The organism is Martinezella sp. CNPSo 3964, from assembly GCF_057784375.1.
On sequence record NZ_JBXSOW010000006.1, the window covers coordinates 196,920 to 215,545 of the forward strand.

Consider the following 18,626-nt stretch of genomic DNA (forward strand, 5'->3'; position numbering starts at 1 on the left):
GCTTGCCTGTAGTTGGACCCCGGCGGGGCACGGCGAATAAATAGAACGCTATATGACAAAAGCATTTAAGGGAGTTCACCCCATGTCAATTATTGCTTCTCGTGCGCGGTTGCTCGGCACGGCCTTCAGTCTGGCACTCCTGTTGGGCACATCGGCCGCCCAGGCTGAAACGCCGCCGAACGTGCTCGTGGTCGCGCAGTCGATCGACGATGCCGTCAGCTTCGATCCGGCCGAAGGCTTCGAGCTGACGACGGTCCAGTCCTTCAACAATCTCTATCAGCGTCTCGTTCAATCGAACCGGCAAGACGGCACGAAGATCGAACCGGCGCTCGCTGCGTCTTGGACAGCCGGCAGCGATGGCCGCAGCCTGACGTTCGAGCTCGCTGACAGCAAGTTTTCCTCCGGCAATCCGGTCCGTCCCGAAGACGTGATCTTCTCGCTGACGCGTGCCGTCAAGCTGAACAAATCGCCGGCTTTCATTCTCAATGAGCTCGGTTGGAAAGCTGACAACGTTGATGCCGGCATCATCAAGGTGGACGACAAGCATGTAAAGCTTAGCTGGTCTGCCGATGTCGGTTCGGGCTTTGCGCTTTCGTTGCTGACCGCGCCGATCGCCTCGATCGTTGACGAAAAGACCGTCGAGCCGCAGGCAAAGGACGGCGATTTCGGCAATGCCTGGCTGAAGACGAACTCGGCCGGCAGCGGTGCCTACACGATCGCGACCTATACGCCGCATGAGGCGCTGGTGTTGCAGGCCAACGCCAATTCCGCCGACAAGCCGAAGCTCGATAGCGTCATCATCCGAAATGTTCCCGATGTCGGCGCCCGCCGCCTGCTTGTCGAACAGGGCGATGCCGATATCGCGCGCGGCCTCTCAGCCGACCAGATCGAAGCGCTGAAGACCAAGAGCGGCCTCAAGGTTCTCGCAGTACCCTCTGCGCGCACCGACTATATCCTCCTCAACACCAAGGCCAATCCGACCCTCGGCAATCCGGCCTTCTGGGAAGCCGCCCGCTACCTCGTCGATTATGACGGCATCGCCAAGAACCTGCTTCGAGGCCAGAGCACGGTGCATCAGGCCTTCCTGCCTGTCGGCTTCCCCGGTGCACTGACGGATACGCCCTTCAAGCTCGATGTCGAGAAGGCAAAGAAGACCCTGGCCGATGCCGGCATCAAGACGCCGTTCAAGGTCGAATTCATCGTGTTCAACGACCAGCCGTTCTTGTCGATCGCGCAGTCGCTGCAGTCGACCTTCGCGCAGGCCGGCATCACGCTGGACATCCAGCCAGGTGTTGCAAGCGACATCTATGCCCGCGGCCGTTCCGGCAAGTTCGAGATGACGCTGCGCTACTGGATCCCGGATTATTTCGACCCGCATTCCAACGCCAGTGCCTTTGCCATCAACAAGGACAATTCCTCCAACACGGCTGCAAAATATGCCGGCTGGGTGATCCCCGAGCTGACGGACGAGACGCTGTCCGCCGTCAAGGAGCAGGATGCGGCCAAGCGCGTGGCGCTCTATCAGGATCTGCAGAAGAAGATCCAGGCAAGCTCCCCCTTCATCTTTATGCTTCAGGGCAACGATCAGGTCGTGCTAAGCGACAAGGTGAAGAACTATGCTCAGGGCCTGAATGCAGACCAGGTCTACTATGACAAGGTGGAGAAGTAAGTGCCGCAAGCGGCAAACCAATCCGATGCTGACATGACCAACTCCCGCCAGATGAAAGCCTGGCGGGAGTTGTCTTTCGTGCGGCCCTTTCTTTCGTGGGGATGGTCTTTTGCGCTGACGCTCTTCGGGCTGGCGCTGGTGACTTTTGCCTTGACGCGCCTGTCACCGATCGATCCCGCCTTACAGATGGTCGGTGATCACGCCAGCCAGTCGAGTTATGAGCAGGCGCGCACCGAACTCGGGCTCGATCAGCCGCTGCCGGTTCAGTTCCTTCGCTATATCGAGACGGCCGCCTCGGGGAATTTCGGTCAGTCGGCCTCCACCGGCCAGCCGGTCGCCAAGGATATCGCGCGGACATTTCCGGCGACGATCGAGCTCGCGACCGCGGCGATCGTCATGGGTTCGGTGATCGGCCTCGCGCTCGGCATCACCGCCGCCATGCGGCAGGGAACATGGCTCGACGGCGCGGCGCGGATAATCTCGCTTTTCGGCTATTCGGTGCCGATCTTCTGGCTTGGCCTGCTGATGCTGCTCTTCTTCTATGCGCGGCTGCACTGGGCGCCGGGGCCGGGACGCGCGGATGTCGTCTTTCAATATACGGTCAAATCCGTCACCGGGTTTGCTTTGATCGATACGTGGCTTTCCGGCAAGCAGGGCGCTTTCCGCGACGCGCTGGCGCATCTGGCGCTGCCGGCAACCGTGCTTGCCTTTCATGCACTTGCCGCGATTTCGCGGCTGACGCGCGCGTCGATCCTGACCGAACTCGGCCAGGAATATGTGACGACCGCGCGCGCCAAGGGCGCAAGCCTTTCCCGTATCGTCTTCAGGCATGTCATGCCGAACATCTCAGGGACGCTTCTGATCGTGATTGCCCTTTCCTATGCCAGCCTTCTGGAAGGCGCGGTGCTGACCGAAACTGTCTTTGCCTGGCCCGGCATCGGCCGTTACCTGACGACGGCGATGTTTGCCGGCGACATGCCGGCGATCCTCGGGGCGACACTTGTGATCGGCGCATCCTTCGTGCTCCTGAACGCCTTGACCGATCTCGGCGTTGCGCGGCTTGAAGCGGGGAAGAAGCGGTGAGTGCGATCATACAGCGTCCGCTCGACGGACCATCTTTCCTCAAGCGCCTCCTGCGGTCGCCGTCCGCCGCCGCAGGTAGCATGGTCGTAGTGTTCATTCTGGCCATCGCGCTCCTTGCGCCGCTGATTGCGCCATACGATCCCAATCTGCAGGAGACCGCCAACCGGCTGATGCCGCCGAGTGCGGCACACTGGCTCGGCACGGACGGGTTCGGGCGCGATCTCCTGTCGCGCATGATCTATGGCGCGCGGCCGACCTTGCTGCTCCTGCTGTTCGTCGTGCTTCTCATGGCGCCTCTTGGCATTGTCGTCGGCATCCTCGCCGGCTTCTTCGGCGGTATCACGGAGCGCATCCTGATGCGCGTCACCGATGTCGTCATGTCCTTTCCGCGCCTGCTGCTTGCTTTCGCCTTTGTCGCGATCATGGGGCCGGGTCTGGTCAACGGCGCGCTGGCGCTATCGCTGACGAGCTGGCCCGCCTATGCCCGCCAGGCGCGTGTGGAAACGGCGGCGTTGCGCCGCAGCGACTATCTTGCCGCCGCCGAAATGGTCGGCATCCGGGGTATCAGGCTGCTTTACGGCCATGTGTTGCCCCTAGTCCTGCCCTCGGCGATCATTCGTCTGGCGCTTGATCTCTCCGGCATCATTCTCGCTGCGGCGGGATTGGGCTTCCTGGGTCTCGGCGTTCGTCCGCCGACTGCGGAATGGGGCGCGATGGTTTCGGAAGGCACGCAGGTCATTTTCGATCAATGGTGGGTGGCGGCCGTGCCCGGCTTTGCCATTCTTGTCACCTCGCTCGCCTTCAACCTTCTGGCCGACGGCTTACGTGACATACTGGATCCGCGTCATGGCTGAGCCGCTGCTATCCGCTCAGAACCTTTCGGTCTCCTTTCCCTCCGAAGCTGGCCCGCTGCCCGTAGTCGACGGCATCAGCTTTGCGGTGGATCGCGAAATCGTCGCGCTCGTGGGCGAATCCGGTTCAGGCAAGTCGATGACGGGGCGGGCGATCATGGGTTTGTTGCCGCGCCAGGCGCAGGTGCGGGCGACGCGCCTCTCGTTCGAAGGGCAGGATCTTCTTTCCCTGCCGCCGTCCGGATGGAACGCGCTTCGCGGTAATAGTATCGGCCTCGTCCTTCAGGATCCGAAATATTCGCTCAATCCCGCCCATAAGGTCGGACGGCAGGTCGAGGAGGCTTTGCTCTTGCACACGCGCCTTTCGGCGGCAGAGCGGCGCGAACGGGCGCTCGACATGCTTCACACGGTCGGTCTTCCCGATCCGAAACGGGTTTATGCGAGCTATCCTGCGGCATTGTCAGGCGGCATGGGCCAGCGTGTGATGATCGCGGCGATGCTGATCAACCGACCGAAGCTCTTGATCGCCGACGAGCCGACCTCCGCGCTCGATCGTGAGCTGCAGGGCCAGATCCTGACGCTGCTGCGCTCCCTGACCGAAGAATTCGGCATGGGGCTGCTGCTCATCAGCCACGATCTGCAGCAGGTCTCGCAATTTGCCGATCGGGCAATCGTCATGCGCGGCGGCCGGATCGAGGAGGAGTTAGCCTCAGGCAATCTCGCCAGCGCCCGATCCGCCTATACGCGTGCGCTATGGGCGGCCCGACCATCGGCCGAAACCTACGGCACGCGTCTGCCAGTCTACGGAGCGGGTGCATGAACGCGCTGTCCGTCTCCGATCTATCCATCACCTTTTCCGGTGCCAGCAAGGCGTTCACCGCCGTGCGCGGCGTCGGCTTTGAAGTCGCAAGCGGCGAGACCTTCGGTCTCATCGGCCCGTCCGGCTGCGGCAAAACGACGGTCCTGCGCGCCATCGCCGGGCTGAATATCCATTGGCAGGGATCGATTTCCGTTTTCGATGAGCCGCTCAAGTCGGGGAGAAAGATTTCCGGCTCGTTGCGGGACAACATTCAGATGGTGTTCCAGGATCCTTATTCGTCGCTGCATCCGCGTCACACGATTGCGCGCATTCTCGGCGAGCCCTTGTCCTTGCGGGGCGCCAAGGACGTCGAGACACAGGTACGCACGGCTCTGGATCAGGTCGGCTTGCCGGCGGTGACCAGCCGGCGTTATCCGCATCAACTGTCTGGCGGCCAGCGACAACGCGTGGCGATTGCGCGGGCGCTGTTGCTGCGCCCGAAGCTATTGTTGCTCGACGAGCCGACGTCGGCTCTCGACGTCTCGGTGCAGGCGGGAATCCTCAATCTTCTCAACGATCTGAAGGCGGCACATGGGATGACCTTCATGCTCGTCAGCCACGATCCGGGCGTGGTTGGCCATATGTGCGACCGCGCCGCCGTCATGGGGGGCGGTGTTATCACTGAGATCATGGATCGCGCCGGCCTATCCAAGGCCAGCTAGGTTCGGGTTCAAGGCGATGGTCCGCTGAAGGAGGCTGCCTTCTTTGGCATCGGGAAGGCGATGCTACACGGCTACGCGGTCGCGGCCGAAAATGTCGAGTTGCGAAAGGCGGATGGTTTCGCTCGCCGCCGACGTGCTGCCGATGAATTCGTCGATCAGAAACGCCACGTAGCCGCCAGCCATCTTGATGATGGCGATTTCACAGCTCTTTGAGGGCTTGTTGCCCATCTTCGTCGCCAGATCATAAACCGGCACCAATTCGCCACGATATGAGGTGTGACCGAGCGCTCGGCGCGTATCGTCGCTATTGCAGAGTGGGCGCCAATTATCCGCCCGAGCGACAATCGTCCCGTCAATGAACGTGCACAAGGTGTCGTGCACGCGGACCGCGATCGCTGCGCGGCGGCGAAGAAATGCTGAAAGAGGCATTGAGCACTTTGTCCCTTCAGGGACTCCCCTATCCAAAAGTGCAGCCGTCTGAGGCAAAACCCGGCTTGAGGACGCCTTGGCACCGTCATGGTGCCGCCGAACCTTGTTCGGCCAGACACGCCCATGGTAGAGGCGTGGTCTTGATGACCGCTTTTAGGTTTATCTAAAATTCTAACGAAGGCCTTTTTAGGTCGGCTAGGGGCTGAAAACCTGATGAAAATCTGGGAGTTGAAACGATCGGCGTTCTAGCTATGCCTGCCGCGTCGAAAGGGCCGAACGAGGAACTCGGTGAAGCTCTGCGGCTCCCGGATATTGGATAGGCCAACATCGGGCCACTCTTTGGCCTTCGGATAATAGGCGGTCCCGAACAGAATGTCCCAAATCGCCGAGCCGCTGCCGAAATTCTTGTTGAAGTGTTGTCGTTCGACCGAATGGTGAATGCGGTGAAAGCGGTTGTCAGGAAAGACGTAACGGACCCAACCCAAGTTCAGGCGTGTCGAGCTATGCTCGAAATAACCTTGCCAGCGAACGAAGAACACCCAGATCCAGGGAACATAGTCCTGCTTGAAATCGAAGAGCAGCGAGACGGGAATGATCAAGAACGGAATTCTGAAGATCTCTTCGCTGAAATGGTGGTTGCTGTTGAAGGCGCTCATCTCCTCGAGCGAATGATGCTCGGCATGGAAGCGCCAGAAGAAGCTATTGCTATGCTGCAGCCTGTGGAACCAGTAGTAGAAGAACTCGCTGACCTGTAGAACGAGAAAGGAAGCGGCTATGGCACCTAACAGATGCAGCGGCCATGCATCCGAAAACTTCGAGAGGAACGTCAGGTCTATCGCAAACAGCGGCTTTATACCGATGCCTGCCCAAAGCCAGTAGAAGAGTGTCAGGCTTGCTTTGGTTATGAGGATGTTCGTCATGCAGAAGATGGCACCACGAAGTTTCGATACATAGGTATAGCGAGACTTCGGAAAGATGATTTCCGCGGCGAGCAACAGGAATGCGACCGGAAGAATGCGATCGGTATATTCCTCCACGAAATCAAGCAATTGAAGCAAATTTTCCATTGTCAATTTGCTATCCACGGAACGACGGAGGGGGCGATCTCCCTGCTTTAGCCGAGGATGATTGTCGCTTCAACTTGATGATTAAAAGTTGGTTAAAGGCATGCCGGCCGGATCGGAGAGACCTGAAACACGTTCCGGATCATGCTCGATCGCGACTCAGTCAGCCTTTGGTACTGGTGTGGACTTGGAGGGCCTGCGCGACCTGTCGCGCCATTCGAGCGGCGTCGTATCAGTGACGCGCCGGAATTCACGATTGAAGTTCGACTTGGTCTGAAAGCCGACTTCGAACATGATTTCCGTCACCGGGTCGTCGGTTTCGGCCAGCAGCGTGCAAGCCTCCGCGATCCGGTACTCGTTGACATATTGCGAGACATTCTTGCCGGTCGCGCGGTTGATGGCTGCGGAAATCTGTCGAGCCGGAATCGCGAGCTTGCGCGCCAGCCGGTCGAGATTGAGATCGACATCACGATAGGCGTGCCTGTCTTTCATCAACGCCTGCACGGCAGCGAGCGTCTGGCTGTCCTGAAGGATTTCCGGTGGCCGGACAGCCTCCACGCGATCGAAGGGCGCGTGGCTGCGGCTGGCGGCGGCAGCGGCGGCGGCGAGGACGGCGAGCGCTGCGAGATTTCCGAAAGTAATAACCTTCAAGGCATATTCGCCGCCGGCCCAGGCAAGGTCCAGCCAGATGAAGGTATCCACTGCCGCCGACAAGAGGAGAGCGCTAGCGGCAAAGAGAATGGCCCTATAGGTGGGGCCGGCGTTTTCGAACGGCGCGAGACGAAGCGCGTCGGTGCCTGACCGCATGAGAAGCAGGATTGCCGCGGCATAGCCGACATCGGTAAGGACGATGGCGATATCGATCGCGTCGCGCCACAACGCGATCAGCACGACAATAAGCCCGGCCGGCAGCCCATGCAGGCAGATCTGCTGAATTGGCGAAAGGGAACTCTTGCGTGCTAGCCGGGAGACGCCGAGATAGGCAAGCGGAGGTACCATCGCAGCCGCGACCGGCATGACGTACATGACAGGCTGAACTGCATAGCCCCATCGCAACCCGGAAAGCGTGGACTGAAATGCACCGAGAAGGATCAGCGCCTGGAACGGCAAATTGGGTGGGGCCTCATCGTCGCGGGTTCTGACGACCGCAAGGAGAACGATGAGCAAAATGGCAATGACGAACGGAAATGGAATGAAGAGCATTGATCGGATCATAAGGGATTGGCGGAGATATGTGTCGCCGATCATGCCGAAAGACGTCTCGCTCCGCGACCTCAATCATGTTTTAGGTCGTCAAAATGCGGGGGAGGGACACCGGTCGGAACCGGCTCCATCAATTTTCGCCGATCCGTTCAATCTCGTCAGTACGAGCTAAGACCTTGCTGCGTTGGGCAACACGCCTGGACTGACGATGTTGATCGGATATCCCGCCGCCGCTTCGCGGGAGCATTTCTATCCTCTTCTCCTATTCGCTCCAAATCCCCATGACCTCCTTTCTCGGGCGCACCGAGCAGAGGGGCAAGGCAACTTAGATGCGTTCAAAAATGGACGCAGACACGAGGGCCGGTTCTCTCTAGCGTCAGACTCAATCGTGTATTCGGGGCACTGCCGGCATAGGCTGGTCCCTGGAGCGCGATCCGGCAGAAGCCGCCTGCGCATGTCCGGTTGAGGCAAGCGCAAATGGATTGCCTTCAGGCTGCGCGCAAGAAATCCTGAGCGGACCCTGGTGTCATAGCCAGCAGGATGGTCTGAAACGCGGCGACTGATCAGCTATTCAATACGGCTGTGTCGGCATTGAAGCCATGGCGACTGCAGCTCGATACTCTCGGGCCGCGAACCCATTATGCTGCTCGATTCCATGGCATTCGCGTGCTTGCGGCAGTCCCGTGGCCGGTACGGGATTCCTCTCCGGAGATAGCTTCGTCGTCCGGCGCGTCTCAGCCAAAGCGGTTGCGGCAGGGCACGACCCTGTCCTTCTACCATTCAACGAGAAAAGCGATCACTATGAGATTTTAATTTCTTCGTGCATTGCGCCGAATGGAACGGCTATGCATGTCGGGCCATCTTTGCGTGACAGCCAGTTGTCAAAATTGGAGCGCGAGGATGTATTTCGAATTGAAGGATACCACAGCGGATCTTCTGGCGAAGTGTCGCCGTCATGAAGAGCTTTGTGATCTTCCGCTCGATCTGATTGCCTCTGAACATGAGGCCTATGACATCCAGGCCGCGGCACAGGATGCACTCGGCTTTGAGCGCAAGGGCTATGCGATTGTCGGCACGAGCGATCTGTCGCGTCGCGCGCTCGGTCTCAAGGGGCCGATCTATTCCGAAATCCCGTCCGCCGCGCTGCAAAAGAGGGCGCAAATTTTCCGCCTGCCGCCGGGAACCATCGGAATACAATGCGAGCTCGTTTTCACGATGCTGAGGCCATTTCCGGACGAAGGCGAGCAAATCACTCTCGATAGTGTAGCCGATGCGGTCATGAGCTGCCGCCCTGCAATTGGGGTCATAGGCCGTCGGACGCGGCAGGCGTTTGCCGGTGCGAATGCTGCGATCGCGGATTTCGGCCTGCACGTCGCGACGCTTTGCGGCGACCATGCCGGAAACGTGGACATTGGCGATCTCTCGGAAATCGAGGTCACGGCTTTTCTGTTCCGGCAGACCATGCTTTCCGGCAACTCGTCGGCGATCATGGGCAATCCGCTGAATGCGGTTGCATGGCTTGCCACGGCGCTTGCGGCAAACGGTCGGCGCCTAGAGCCGAGCGATATCGTGGCGACTGGCTCCTGCACTGCAGTCCTCCAGGTTTGTGCCGGCCAACATCTGGCCGTCGACTTCGGGCCGCTCGGCCAGGTCGAATGCGTCTTCAATTAAAATGATTAAAGAGTCGAAAGGACGGATAATGCGGCCGCAGCGGAAGCCATTCGTGGTCGAGATCAAGAAGAACAGACGCCCCCACTCAAAGTCCTCTCCTGCACAAGCGAACCGTGAGAGCCCGAGCGCGCAGAAAGCTGCTGGGGCGAATGTGGGCCTGACCCCTCAGAATAGGGATCGAGGCTGATGGTCAGTCGCAACATTCCTCACGAATATTTCCTGCTCTCAGCAACAAGGCAGGAAGGTCCGGTTGTCGGCTATGTCAACGGTAAACCGATTTCGGCTGCCGTCGTCGACAGCAATGGCAGCCGTTATCGTTTCGCCGGCATTGCCTCCCGGGATCGCCAGGGCAGGCTCGACGTCCTGTCGCTCAGGCAGGGAGAATGGATCGTTGCGCCAGATCTGGTCTATGAGGCGGCAGCCTAGCGCCGAGCCTCCCAAGCGCCCTCCAGCATCGGCTCCATGTCGAATATCTCAGCCTCTTTGGCGACTTCCGTCTGGTGGTCGGGCGTGATCTCGATCAGGATGCGTCGAGAAGAATGGAGGCCCAATACATGTCATCTCGCTACGCTTACGCGATCGGACTGCTGACTGCTCTTGCCCTGGTACCCGCCGGCACCGCGCTTGCTCGCGCCACTCAACTGCAGGTCGGCGTCGGCGCGCAATACGACACCTCCCATGTCTATATCGATGCCGACAAGGTGGATGCTTTCGCCAGCAGCTTCCTGGGGACGTTCGGTGGCACCAGCACGAAGCAGGCGGTCGCCACGGTGACGCCGACGCCGAGCAGCACCACATCGCAACTGCTGCAAACTCCGGTCGGCACCATCTCGCTTTTCGGCTTCAAGACGCCGATTCCCTATCCGTTCGGTGCGGAGCGAACGGGTTACCTCGTCACCGATATGGATCAGGCGCTTGCCGCGGCGCGAGCCGCAGGCGCAGCCCTCATCGTCGGCGTCTTCCCTGATCCGATCGGCCGTGACGCAGTCATTCAATGGCCAGGCGGCGTCAACATGCAGCTCTACTGGCATACGACCAAGCCGAATTACGCGGCTTTGGAAACCATCCCGGAGAACCGTGTCTACGTGTCCCCGGATACTGCGGACAAGTTCGCCAAGTCCTTCCTGGCTTTCTCGAAGGGCAAGGTCGTCTCCGACGACAAGAAGGCTTCTGGTGTCGAAATCGGCCGTCCCAACGACACGTTTCGACGGATCCGTATCGAGTCCATTTACGGCAAGATGACCGTACTTGTTACGGACGGGCATCTGCCATTCCCATACGGCCATGAAACGACCGGCTATGAGGTTATGGATCTCGCCGCGACGCTTGATAAGGCCAAAGCCAATGGTGCAACTGTGCTTGCCGACCCCTACATTTCGGACAGGCGCTTGGCGGCGATGGTTGAATTTCCCGGCGGCTATGTCGCGGAGATCCATGCAGCAGCGAAATAAGCGCTACTGCCTTCCAGCATCGTCTATGGCGCGATCTCAAGCGATCATATAGCCGCCATCGATCGGCATGGAGATGCCGTTCACCATGGCCGCAGCGTCGGAAAGCAGGAATAGGATCACCTCCGCAACCTCTGCCGGTTCGACAAAGCGGCCAGCCGGAATGCGATCGCGCATGGGTGCTGCCTTTGCGGGGTCGCTCCATGCCTTGACGGCCATCGGCGTCAGCGTCACGGTTGGATGCACGCCGTTGACGCGAATGCCCTTGGGCGCCAATTCCCTGGCCATCACGCGCGTCAGACCGTCGAGCCCTCCTTTCGATGCGCAATAGGACGCATGGTCCGGTATGCCGATGAAGGCGGCAATGGAAGAGACATTGACGATTGCGCCGGGAAGGCCTCTGCCGATCAGTGAGCGTGCGAATTCCTGGGCCACGATCATCGGGGCGCGGGTGTTGACCGCATGCAGGTGATCGAAGGCTTCGACCGTGGTCTCGAGGAATGACTGCAGCTCGGTCGTGCCTGCGCAGTTGACAAGATAATCTGCCGGAAGCGCAGCGATTGCTGCCTGCCGGGTTCCATTGGCGTCGGCAAGATCGACCTGAATAGCTTCGCAGCCCAACTCATCACGCAAGGAAGCGACGTCCGCTGCGCTTCTGGTCAGCGCCACGACATGCGCGCCGCGTTTTATCAGCATCTCCGCCGTCACGCGCCCGATGCCCTTGCCTGCGCCGGTGACGATCACTCTCTTGCCTTCGAAACTCATTGGAACTTCCCTTTTCGATCTCCTGCCTGTTCCCCGATCGAAAATGCGAATGCGTCGAGGGTCAACATGAAAATGCGACATTCTATCCGAAGTGAACCGAATTTCTCCACGGGTGAAGGCATCCGCCAGCAGCGCAACTCGCTGAATTTCAAGGTGTTCGTGCTGGCGGTCCATAGTTGCCGCGTCGAAGGGTCGCGCGCGGAAGCCGCTGGAATCATGCTTGAATTCATTGCGACTTGCTGAAATCGCCATGAAGAAAAGAATGCTTCTGGTCGGACGTTCAAGGCAGCATATATGTTTCGCCAGCACTTCTTTTCGCTGGAAAACAATCAGTCTTGCGATGAGGATGGAGCGTAGCGACACGCTGCCGCGGGTTGAGGACAACAGGTATCGAAAGCAGGATTGCAATGAGTTCAGTATTGGCGCCCGATCAGCTTGGCCCGACGGTCTGCGTCGGGGAAATCCTCGTGGAAATCGTCGCCACGACGGTCGGCAATGGCTTCATGGAGGCCCAGCCGCTCATCGGTCCCTTTGCCAGCGGTGCGCCGGCGATCTTCATTTCCCAATGCGGGCGGCTTGGCGGCAGCGCGGCGATGATCGGCGCCGTTGGCGAGGATGATTTCGGCCGTGTGAATCTCGAAAGGCTCAAGGGCGACGGCGTCGATATCTCGGCCATATCCGTCGATCCCGATTATCCGACGGGTAGCGCCTTCGTGCGCTATCGCGAGGATGGTTCCCGTGACTTCGTCTATAATATCGCGACGTCCGCAGCCGCTCGCTTTGGCTGGAGCGAAGACGTCAGCAATCTCATCGGCCGGGCTGGGCACCTGCATGTGATGGGCTCTGCGCTATCGGTTCCAAGCGCATGTGGGGTGATCGACAAGGCAGTTGATATCGTCAAGGCTCGCGGCGGCACACTTTCCGTTGATCCGAACATTCGCAAGGAACTCAAGCTCGACGAGGTGACTGAACGGCGATTTGCCCGGCTTGTCGCCAAGGCCGATCTGTTGCTGCCCTCAGGAGAGGAGCTCGAGCGTGCGGCCGGCGTCGAGGGCGAAGCCAACGCGATCCGCCGTCTGTTCGAAATCGGAGTCAAGGAAATCGTGCTGAAGCGCGGAGCGGATGGCGCGACCTATTACAGCAGGGAAGGCGAGAGCATCGATGCGCCGGCCTTCGTCGTCAGGGAGGTCGATCCGACCGGTGCTGGCGATTGCTTCGGCGGCGCCTACCTCACCTGCCGCCGTCTGGGCATGTCGCCGGCAGACGCCCTAACCTATGCGGCCGCGGCCGGCGCGCGCAATGTCACCGTCGTCGGCCCGATGGAGGGGGCCGGCACCAGAGAGCAACTCGACGCGTTCATAGCAGCCACAGAAAGACGTTCCTGATGTGGACCCGTCCCCGCGAACTGGCGATGCTTGGAGGTGCAGGCCGTTCGCTGGGGACTGCTCCATAGGCCCGATAGACCTGATCGAACTGTGGATGTCGCAGACTATCCCGAGCTTCGCGAAGGATTGCCCGGTCTGCATTGCCGGCAAATGACAACTGTTTCAACCCAAGGAGGAGAAGACGATGGACGAATTGAAGGGGAAGATCGCCGCGGTGACCGGTGCGGCATCGGGGATCGGGCTGGCCTCGACGGAGGCCATGGTTGCGGCTGGGGCGAAGGTCGTTCTCGTCGATCGGGATGAGAGAGCGTTGGCATCGGTGTGCGAGCGCCTGGGCGACCGGGCCGTCCCGCTTGCGGTCGATCTGCTCGATCCAGAGCAATGCGCCGCACTCTTGGATGGCATTCTCGCCAAGGTCGATCACCTGGATATTCTCCACGCCAATGCCGGCACCTATATCGGCGGCGACTTGATTGAGGCCAATCTCGACGCCATAGACAGAATGCTCAACCTCAACGTCAATGTCGTCATCAAGAATGTTCGAACCGTCGCGCCGCACATGATCGAGCGCGGGACGGGCGACATCATCGTCACGAGTTCGGTCGCGGGGCATTCCGCGATCTCTTGGGAACCTGTCTATTCGCCCTCAAAATGGGCGATGACCTGCTTCGTTCAGACCATGCGGCGTCAGCTTCTGAAGAGCGGTGTTCGGGTCGGCTCTGTTTCTCCAGGTCCCGTCATCAGCGCCTTGCTCGCCGACTGGCCCGAAGAAAACCTGCGCAAGGCCAAGGAAGCCGGTGCCTTGATCGAGCCCAAGGAAGTCGCCGATGCCATCATGTTCATGCTGACGCGTCCGCGCAACGTGACCATCCGCGACGTCGTCGTCCTGCCGAGCGCCTTCGATATCTGAGGAGCAAAGCCATGGGCTATCAGGAGAAATTCAAGCTCGATGGCGAGTGCGCCGTAGTTACGGGCGGTGGCCGCGCGATCGGCCTTTGCTGCGTAGAAGCGCTGGCCGAAGCGGGTGCCGCGGTCATCGTCATCGAGCGTAGCGAGGCCGATGCACGGGAAGCCCTCGCCTTGCGGGACAAGGGCTACGACGTCGATCTGAAGATCGGCGACGTCACGGACTCCGCACGAATGGAAGCGATCGCCACGGAACTCGCCGATAGCGGCCATGCCGCGACGATCCTGGTGAATAATGCCGGGATCGGCCAGAGCGGTATTCCCTCGCAGGACGTCACCGACGCCGATTGGCTTCGGATGATGGATGTCAACGTCAACGGCGTGTTCTGGTGTTCGCGCGCCTTCGGCCGTCACATGGTTGCTGCAAGGCGCGGTGCTATCGTCAATCTCGGCTCGATGTCCGGAATCATCTGCAACCGGCCGCAGCCGCAGACGCCATACAACGTTTCGAAAGCGGCGGTCCATCATCTCACGCGGTCGATGGCAGCCGAATGGGCGGAGCATGGCGTCCGGGTGAATGCCGTCGCCCCGACCTATATCGAGACGCCGATGGTGATGGCGGTCGAGGCCAATCGCGAACGCATTCCGGCCTGGCTTGCCGATACGCCGATGGGGAGGATGGGGACGCCGGAGGAGGTCGCCAGCGCCGTTCTCTTCCTTGCATCGGGCGCCGCGAGCCTGATGACGGGCGCGGTCGTCAACGTGGATGGCGGCTTTACCTGCTGGTAAACGCGTTTCGCCGGGGGAGACAGATTCGTTACATGCGTAGCTGGCCGGCGGAGTGGGTGCTCTACGGCCCGCATTCGGCCGGCGCGCACCCTTTGCCGTCGGCTGATGCCTCAAATTCCGAGAGCCGACTGACTATATATAGCTCGATCAATGATCGCGCAGACGGGTCGAGTTTACTCAACCTTGATGTCGCAAATGATCTGGATATTTTACCAGATTAAGTAGTACGCTTTCGATACCAATACCGGTACGGGATTCTTCGCCGCCCTCGGGTCACGGATATTTCCGTAAGGAAACGATAAGCAGGTAGTTGTCATGTTCCTAGAAGCAGCCCTTTCTCGCTTGATCACAATCGGAACGCTTACGGTCATTTTTCCGGACGGTTCCACGCGCAGTTTCGGTACGGGGTCGGAACCGCGCGCAACGATGAAAATAAATACCGCCCGTGCCAAACGCCGTCTGCTCCTGAACCCGGCTCTGGCGCTGGGTGAGGCCTATATGGACGGCGAAATCGAGCCGGCATCCGGCGATCTCTATGAAATGACGGACTTGCTTGTCCTCAACATGATGGAAGGAGGGAGCCATCCTTTCGAAAAGCTGATGGAAAAAGTCCGCTGGCTGCGTCGAAATTTTGATCAATTGAATTTTGCAGGCCGTTCGAAGCGCAATGTTGCTCACCATTACGATCTCGACGCCCGGCTCTATTCGCTGATGCTGGATGACGACAGGCAATATTCCTGTGCCTATTTCCCAGTCGGCGACGAGACGCTGGAGGAGGCGCAGCTCAAGAAGAAGCGGCATATCGCATCGAAGCTGATGCTCGATCGTCCGGGGCTCGAGGTTCTGGATATCGGCTGCGGATGGGGCGGCATGGCGCTCTATCTTGCCAAGGAGTTCGGGGCGAAGGTGACCGGCCTCACTCTTTCGGAAGAGCAATTGCTGGCCGCAAAAGCCCGCGCAAAAGATGCGGGTCTGGAGCATATGGTCACGTTCGAGCTGCTGGATTATCGCTCCTGGACGCGTCCGGTCGACCGCGTCGTCTCGGTCGGCATGTTCGAGCATGTGGGCATCAACCACTACAAGACCTTCTTCGACAAGATCCGCTCCGTACTCAAGGAAGACGGCGTCGCGCTGATCCACGCAATCGGCCGGGCCGATGGTCCCGGCAGCACGAATCCGTGGATTGCGAAATATATCTTCCCCGGCGGCTATTCGCCGGCGGTCTCCGAAGTCCTGTCCGTGGTTGAGAAATCGGGTCTCTGGACGACCGACATCGAAATCCTGCGTCTGCATTATGCCAAGACGCTCGAGCAGTGGCGGGATCGCTTCATGAAGAACAGAAGCACCCTGGCAAAACTTTATGACGAACGGTTCTGTCGGATGTTTGAATTCTACCTCATCGGGTCCGAACTTGCCTTCCGTCGCATGGGTCACATGAACTGGCAATTGCAGCTGACGAAGAACGTCTCCGCCCTGCCTCTGGCACGTGACTACATGGTCGATATCGAGCGGGCGCGGGCCGTTATTGCCGAGCAGGGGAAGGCGGGTCCGATCGAAGCCGCGAGTGCACGCGCAAGACGGGATCTGGCCTTGTATGACGAGCGCAAATCCCGTCAGCAAAATCAGCCTGGTACAGAGTCCTCGCGGAACCTCTAGAAACCGCTTGCGGCTTGGCATGACGGCGTGCTCGAATATCGAGTGTGTCGTCTTGCCGGGCCACTCCTTCGGTGGCTAGCCGGTATATATCGCAGCCTCGGGCGAGTGGATGCCGGCCTACAATCAGAGCGCTTGAACCTCGGTGTCGCCGCGAGCGCTCGATGCGCTCGCTGAAATGCAAGATCTCTGTGGCTTTCCGCCCACACTCGTCGATTGAGTTTCCATGGTCATGGTATTGGTGAACTTGTCATCATAGGTCCCGAGTGGCTATGAGGGCATCACCACTTAATGATTAGACATGTCGCCTCTTTTGGCCTCATCGGTCGAAGACGCGATATCAATTTGCGAGGTTTGTCAGGATAGGAATGCGCTCAACCAAGAATGAAAAGACTCTCTCCCGGCGGGCTTTCATGCTCGGGTCGATTTCTGCGACCGCAGCGCTTGCGGGCTGTGCCACCACGGCCCCGGTTCCAACTCCCATTGCAGCTCCGGTTCGTGTGCCGCCCGTCGTTCCCGTGGCGTCAGAACCTCAGAGCGTCATCGCGCCGGATCCCGAGCTTGAGGCCCGCTATGCCTCCGTGGTCGATGGCGGTCATGTCATTCCGGCGGTTCCCTATCGCAAGCTGGACCCGAAGTTTTATCGGCAGCGCGTCCCCGATCCGACCGGCGAGGCGCCGGGCACTGTCGTCGTGGATACGGTGTCGAGATTTCTCTATGTCGTGGAGCGTGGTGGTACGGCCATGCGCTATGGCGTCGGTATTGGCCGCGACGGTTTTGCATGGCAGGGCGAAGGGACCATCCATTGGCGCCAGCATTGGCCACGCTGGAAGCCGCCGGGAGACATGATCGCTCGCAAGCCGGAACTCGCGAAATATTCAGTTGCCAATGGTGGTATGGACCCGGGTATCAAGAACCCTTTGGGTGCCCGCGCGCTCTATATTTTCCAGAACGGCAAGGATACGCTTTACCGTCTGCATGGCTCGCCGGAATGGCGTTCGATCGGCAAGGCGGCGTCATCAGGCTGCGTTCGCCTGGTCAATCAGGATGTCATCGATCTTTATGAACGCATTCCCTATCATGCGCGGATCGTCGTTCACCAGTCGCCGCTGCAAAGCAAAGGCGTTTCTGCCTGAGTGAGCGGCTCCCCTCGAAAAGGGGAGCCACGTCTTCGGTTGATGGAAGGCGGCGCAGGATATCTGTGCCAATCAGCGATCAGGGCAGCAGGCTGCGCTGCTGGCTTTGACGCTGTGCTTCCTGGGCGGCCTTGAGCTGTGCCTTCGTATACATCAGCGCATGTTCGGCAAGGTCGCGGCCATCGTCCCACAGATTGCGCCAGATGCCGAGAATACCCTCGAGCGGCTGGCCGACGACTCGCGACGAGAAGGATTCGAACGTGATCGGTCCTTTGTAGCCGGAGCGGACGAGGGCTCTGAAGACGCCAGCAAGGTCGATCGTTCCCGAACCCATATAACCGCGATGGGAATCGCCGGTGTGGAAATAGCCGAGATAGTCGCCGGTTTCGAGAATGGCGGCCTGAATATCGGATTCCTCGATGTTCATATGGTAGACGTCGAGATGCACCTTCACGTTCGGCATGCCGATGCGCTTGCACATCTCGACGGCCTGGGCGGCGGTATTCAGCACGTTGGATTCATAGCGATTGACCACTTCCAGAACGAGCGTGATGTCGCTTTTGGCCGCCGTCTCGGCTACCTGGCGCAGGATATCGACGGATTGTGCGACCCCTGCTGCCGTCGTCGGCTCGGTATATTTGCCGAAAGCGGAATGCAGGATGCCGCCGATATATTCGCCGCCGCAATCGCGGCAGACGGCGATCGCCTGCTCCAGCTTCGCCTTGCCACGCCGACCCTTTTCCCTGTCGCCGCTTGAGATGTCGGTGTCGAAATCGAGACCGAGCGAGAAGTTGATGCCGATGCCGTTCTTTTCGAGCTGGCGGCGGGTGAATTCCGGATCGATCAGGCTTGGGTCCAGCGCCGGTGCCTCGATGAAATCATAGCCGACCTCGGCGCTGCTTGCGATTGCGCGGGCGCATTCGTCGCGGCTCCAGCCTGCCTCCCAGACCAGCGCGTGAACTCCCAGCTTGTTCATGATCGTCCTCCCGGTTTCGTGGATGCAAAAATAGTTGCTGCAGTGCAAAAGACATGAATCGTTTTATACTTGTAAAC

Annotated in this window: 18 protein-coding genes; 13 read left to right on the plus strand and 5 right to left on the minus strand. The window is 59.7% G+C overall.

All coding sequences use genetic code 11. The features are described from left to right. Window positions 1–82: 82 nt before the first annotated feature. From AC13Q5_RS19990 to AC13Q5_RS20010, 5 genes are read left to right on the plus strand one after another with little or no spacing between them, the layout of a single operon-like run. Window positions 83–1,669 carry an ABC transporter substrate-binding protein gene (locus tag AC13Q5_RS19990; protein WP_488502893.1) on the plus strand — a complete coding sequence of 529 codons (1,587 nt, stop codon included), beginning with the start codon at window positions 83–85 and terminating at the stop codon, window positions 1,667–1,669. A gap of 33 nt (window positions 1,670–1,702) precedes the next feature. After that, window positions 1,703–2,752: an ABC transporter permease gene (locus tag AC13Q5_RS19995; protein WP_488502894.1), complete on the plus strand. Its 1,050-nt coding sequence runs from the start codon at window positions 1,703–1,705 to the stop codon at window positions 2,750–2,752. Beyond that, window positions 2,749–3,606 carry an ABC transporter permease gene (locus tag AC13Q5_RS20000; RefSeq protein ID WP_488502895.1) on the plus strand — a complete coding sequence of 286 codons (858 nt, stop codon included), beginning with the start codon at window positions 2,749–2,751 and terminating at the stop codon, window positions 3,604–3,606. The genes AC13Q5_RS19995 and AC13Q5_RS20000 overlap by 4 nt, the downstream gene beginning before the upstream one ends. Next, the gene (locus tag AC13Q5_RS20005; protein WP_488502896.1) at window positions 3,599–4,423 is read left to right on the plus strand and encodes an ATP-binding cassette domain-containing protein; all 825 of its coding nucleotides are present in this window, start codon (window positions 3,599–3,601) and stop codon (window positions 4,421–4,423) included. Before AC13Q5_RS20000 ends, AC13Q5_RS20005 begins: the two co-directional genes overlap by 8 nt. Beyond that, window positions 4,420–5,124 carry an ABC transporter ATP-binding protein gene (locus tag AC13Q5_RS20010; RefSeq protein WP_075852946.1) on the plus strand — a complete coding sequence of 235 codons (705 nt, stop codon included), beginning with the start codon at window positions 4,420–4,422 and terminating at the stop codon, window positions 5,122–5,124. Before AC13Q5_RS20005 ends, AC13Q5_RS20010 begins: the two co-directional genes overlap by 4 nt. A 63-nt stretch (window positions 5,125–5,187) precedes the next feature. On the opposite strand, the gene AC13Q5_RS20015 is transcribed toward AC13Q5_RS20010, so the two are convergent. The 3 genes from AC13Q5_RS20015 to AC13Q5_RS20025 form a co-directional block, all read right to left on the minus strand. Then, window positions 5,188–5,553, minus strand: a complete 366-nt coding sequence (locus tag AC13Q5_RS20015; RefSeq protein ID WP_075852947.1) for a chemotaxis protein CheW — start codon at window positions 5,551–5,553, stop codon at window positions 5,188–5,190. 245 nt (window positions 5,554–5,798) lie between these two features. Continuing rightward, window positions 5,799–6,620 (minus strand): sterol desaturase family protein, encoded by an 822-nt coding sequence (locus AC13Q5_RS20020; RefSeq protein WP_488502897.1) that lies wholly within the window; start codon window positions 6,618–6,620, stop codon window positions 5,799–5,801. 156 nt (window positions 6,621–6,776) lie between these two features. Further along, on the minus strand, window positions 6,777–7,820 hold the full coding sequence (locus AC13Q5_RS20025) for a helix-turn-helix domain-containing protein (RefSeq protein ID WP_488502898.1): 1,044 nt from the start codon (window positions 7,818–7,820) through the stop codon (window positions 6,777–6,779). A 900-nt stretch (window positions 7,821–8,720) separates the two neighbouring features. Here AC13Q5_RS20025 and AC13Q5_RS20030 point away from each other — a divergent pair. From AC13Q5_RS20030 to AC13Q5_RS20040, 3 genes are all read left to right on the plus strand, one after another. After that, window positions 8,721–9,491 (plus strand): 2-keto-4-pentenoate hydratase, encoded by a 771-nt coding sequence (locus AC13Q5_RS20030; protein ID WP_457880463.1) that lies wholly within the window; start codon window positions 8,721–8,723, stop codon window positions 9,489–9,491. Window positions 9,492–9,677: 186 nt separating this feature from the next. Then, a complete protein-coding gene (locus tag AC13Q5_RS20035) occupies window positions 9,678–9,917 on the plus strand; it encodes a hypothetical protein (protein ID WP_075852950.1) in 240 nt (79 codons plus the stop codon). A 128-nt stretch (window positions 9,918–10,045) separates the two neighbouring features. Continuing rightward, the gene (locus tag AC13Q5_RS20040) at window positions 10,046–10,942 is read left to right on the plus strand and encodes a glyoxalase (RefSeq protein ID WP_488502899.1); all 897 of its coding nucleotides are present in this window, start codon (window positions 10,046–10,048) and stop codon (window positions 10,940–10,942) included. 36 nt (window positions 10,943–10,978) lie between these two features. Here AC13Q5_RS20040 and AC13Q5_RS20045 read toward each other — a convergent pair whose 3' ends face one another. Further along, the gene (locus AC13Q5_RS20045) at window positions 10,979–11,704 is read right to left on the minus strand and encodes an SDR family oxidoreductase (protein ID WP_488502900.1); all 726 of its coding nucleotides are present in this window, start codon (window positions 11,702–11,704) and stop codon (window positions 10,979–10,981) included. Between the two features lie 407 nt (window positions 11,705–12,111). On the opposite strand from AC13Q5_RS20045, the gene AC13Q5_RS20050 reads away from it, so the two are divergent. From AC13Q5_RS20050 to AC13Q5_RS20070, 5 genes are all read left to right on the plus strand, one after another. Further along, window positions 12,112–13,089, plus strand: coding sequence for a tagatose kinase (locus AC13Q5_RS20050; protein WP_488502901.1), 978 nt, complete (start codon window positions 12,112–12,114; stop codon window positions 13,087–13,089). 184 nt (window positions 13,090–13,273) lie between these two features. Beyond that, entirely contained in the window at window positions 13,274–13,999 is a 726-nt protein-coding gene (locus AC13Q5_RS20055) for an SDR family oxidoreductase (RefSeq protein ID WP_488502902.1), read from the plus strand. Window positions 14,000–14,010: 11 nt separating this feature from the next. Beyond that, window positions 14,011–14,784: an SDR family NAD(P)-dependent oxidoreductase gene (locus tag AC13Q5_RS20060; RefSeq protein WP_488502903.1), complete on the plus strand. Its 774-nt coding sequence runs from the start codon at window positions 14,011–14,013 to the stop codon at window positions 14,782–14,784. A gap of 315 nt (window positions 14,785–15,099) precedes the next feature. Continuing rightward, window positions 15,100–16,440, plus strand: coding sequence for a class I SAM-dependent methyltransferase (locus AC13Q5_RS20065; RefSeq protein ID WP_488502904.1), 1,341 nt, complete (start codon window positions 15,100–15,102; stop codon window positions 16,438–16,440). Between the two features lie 410 nt (window positions 16,441–16,850). After that, window positions 16,851–17,573: a L,D-transpeptidase gene (locus AC13Q5_RS20070; RefSeq protein WP_488502905.1), complete on the plus strand. Its 723-nt coding sequence runs from the start codon at window positions 16,851–16,853 to the stop codon at window positions 17,571–17,573. A gap of 79 nt (window positions 17,574–17,652) precedes the next feature. Here the strand turns inward: AC13Q5_RS20070 and AC13Q5_RS20075 are convergent, their stop codons facing one another. Next, entirely contained in the window at window positions 17,653–18,549 is an 897-nt protein-coding gene (locus AC13Q5_RS20075; protein WP_075852958.1) for a sugar phosphate isomerase/epimerase family protein, read from the minus strand. Window positions 18,550–18,626: the final 77 nt, after the last annotated feature.

Coding starts and splice junctions, on each gene's coding strand:
- AC13Q5_RS20065 (WP_488502904.1), top strand. CDS start 15,100: ATGTTCCTAGAAGCAGCCCTTTCTCGCTTGATCACAATCGGAACGCTT.
- AC13Q5_RS20040 (WP_488502899.1), top strand. CDS start 10,046: ATGTCATCTCGCTACGCTTACGCGATCGGACTGCTGACTGCTCTTGCC.
- AC13Q5_RS20005 (WP_488502896.1), top strand. CDS start 3,599: ATGGCTGAGCCGCTGCTATCCGCTCAGAACCTTTCGGTCTCCTTTCCC.
- AC13Q5_RS20010 (WP_075852946.1), top strand. CDS start 4,420: ATGAACGCGCTGTCCGTCTCCGATCTATCCATCACCTTTTCCGGTGCC.
- AC13Q5_RS20020 (WP_488502897.1), bottom strand. CDS start 6,620: ATGGAAAATTTGCTTCAATTGCTTGATTTCGTGGAGGAATATACCGAT.
- AC13Q5_RS20075 (WP_075852958.1), bottom strand. CDS start 18,549: ATGAACAAGCTGGGAGTTCACGCGCTGGTCTGGGAGGCAGGCTGGAGC.
- AC13Q5_RS20030 (WP_457880463.1), top strand. CDS start 8,721: ATGTATTTCGAATTGAAGGATACCACAGCGGATCTTCTGGCGAAGTGT.
- AC13Q5_RS20015 (WP_075852947.1), bottom strand. CDS start 5,553: ATGCCTCTTTCAGCATTTCTTCGCCGCCGCGCAGCGATCGCGGTCCGC.
- AC13Q5_RS20060 (WP_488502903.1), top strand. CDS start 14,011: ATGGGCTATCAGGAGAAATTCAAGCTCGATGGCGAGTGCGCCGTAGTT.
- AC13Q5_RS20050 (WP_488502901.1), top strand. CDS start 12,112: ATGAGTTCAGTATTGGCGCCCGATCAGCTTGGCCCGACGGTCTGCGTC.
- AC13Q5_RS20055 (WP_488502902.1), top strand. CDS start 13,274: ATGGACGAATTGAAGGGGAAGATCGCCGCGGTGACCGGTGCGGCATCG.
- AC13Q5_RS20070 (WP_488502905.1), top strand. CDS start 16,851: ATGCTCGGGTCGATTTCTGCGACCGCAGCGCTTGCGGGCTGTGCCACC.
- AC13Q5_RS19995 (WP_488502894.1), top strand. CDS start 1,703: ATGACCAACTCCCGCCAGATGAAAGCCTGGCGGGAGTTGTCTTTCGTG.
- AC13Q5_RS20045 (WP_488502900.1), bottom strand. CDS start 11,704: ATGAGTTTCGAAGGCAAGAGAGTGATCGTCACCGGCGCAGGCAAGGGC.
- AC13Q5_RS19990 (WP_488502893.1), top strand. CDS start 83: ATGTCAATTATTGCTTCTCGTGCGCGGTTGCTCGGCACGGCCTTCAGT.
- AC13Q5_RS20035 (WP_075852950.1), top strand. CDS start 9,678: ATGGTCAGTCGCAACATTCCTCACGAATATTTCCTGCTCTCAGCAACA.
- AC13Q5_RS20025 (WP_488502898.1), bottom strand. CDS start 7,820: ATGCTCTTCATTCCATTTCCGTTCGTCATTGCCATTTTGCTCATCGTT.